This is a genomic window from Streptomyces sp. NH27, from assembly GCF_056859195.1.
The window spans coordinates 1-1532 of record NZ_JACEGK010000906.1; the positions used below are offsets into that span (position 1 = coordinate 1).

Annotated in this window: 1 protein-coding gene; it reads right to left on the reverse strand. The window is 73.4% G+C overall.

Annotation, left to right across the window (positions count from 1 at the left end; genetic code table 11):
• Window positions 1-1532: P-loop NTPase family protein (locus AC13HU_RS36960; RefSeq protein ID WP_483046377.1), on the reverse strand; the 1532-nt coding region annotated here is incomplete at both ends.

Genomic DNA, 1532 nt, shown 5'->3' on the forward strand with positions numbered 1-1532 from the left:
GTGCAGCACGGTGCCGAGTACGGCGCCGCCGGCCCCCACGATCAACTCCCTTACCCGGATCAGGTCTTCGCGGTGCACCTCGGCCGGGTCGCAGACCACGACCACGCCGTCCACCCGGTCGGCGAGCGCGAGCGCGTCGGCGTAGGAGAGGACGGGCGGGGCGAGGACGACGACGACCGTGCCGGGGTCGTCGGCCTCGGCGAAGAGCCGGCCGGCCTGGCCGGAGGTCAGCGCGCGGGCCACGTTGCGCACGCGGCGGCCGGGCACGAGGTCGAAGGAGCCGTACTCGCCGGTGTCCACGGGCAGTTGCAGCCCGGCGGGCCAACCCCCCTCGCCCAGGCCCGGGGTGCGGGCCCAGCCGGGGCGGCCGGGGTCGGCGGAGCGCAGCCGCCCGGCCAGCGACGGGGTGCGCAGATCGGCCTCGACGAGCAGCACCTCCTTGCCCATCTCGGCGAAGGACGCGGCGAGGTTGACCGCGACGGCGGCCGCGGTGTCGCTGCTGCCGCGCGGCTCCACCACCAGCAGCCGGCGGCGTTCGGCGAACCGCCGGTCGTGGCCGAGCCGGAACGCGATCGCCCGGTACTCCTCGGCGAGCCGGCCCGCGGACTGGCCCTCGGCGAGCAGCGGTTGGGGGCCCGGCCGGTCGCGGCGGCCGCGCCCGTGGGGCAGGGTGCCGAGCACCGGCGCGTCCATCGCCCGGGTGACCTCGCCCGACGAGCGCGGGCGCGGGTCGAAGACCAGTCGCAGCCACGCGGCGAGCAGGCCGAGCGCGAGTCCGACCGCGGCGCCGAGGCCCAGCATCAGTGGCAGCCCGGGACCGGTCGGCGCGTCCGGCACCGTGCCGGGTTTGATCACCACGCCCGGGGTGGTGTCGAGCGCCCGTAACCCGCTGACTTCACCGTTGAGTTCGGTGATCCGGCTGAGCAGGTTGGTCTGCACGGACACCAGCGTGCCGATGACCTGGCTGTCCTTGCTGGCGTCGATCTGGTCGAGCAGGTCGTTGCGCTGCTTGACCAGCGGGTTGAGCTGGTCCTGGTAGCCCTTCACCATCTTCTTGATGGTGGTCCTGGTCGCCGACTCCCGGCTGTCCAGGTAGGACTTGGTGAACGCGTTGACCCACGTGGCCGCGTCCTTGCCGTTCGGCGCGGCGCAAGTGAAGCGCAGCACAAGTGTGTTGGGCGGGTTGGTCACCTCAAGGCAGTGCTGCAACTTCTTGACCGGCTGCTTCACCTCCTTCGCGGCGGCCTCGGCGACGGTCGTGCTCATCGCGGACTGCCGCTCGGTGCCGATGTCGATGCCCTTGTCGGGCGTCGCGCCCGTAGCGAACGGGTCCGCGGTCGCCGCCCGCACCATCACCGAACTGCTCGCGGCATACGTGTCCGCGCCGCCGAGGGCGAGGAAGGCGCCGCCGACCAGGCCCACGGCCAGGCCGGCCACGATCAGGCCCTTGTACCGGACCATCTGCCGCACCTGGTCCCGGACGAGGTCCACTTCCTCGCCGTCGTCCCGCAGTTCAGCGCTCACTCCCGGCC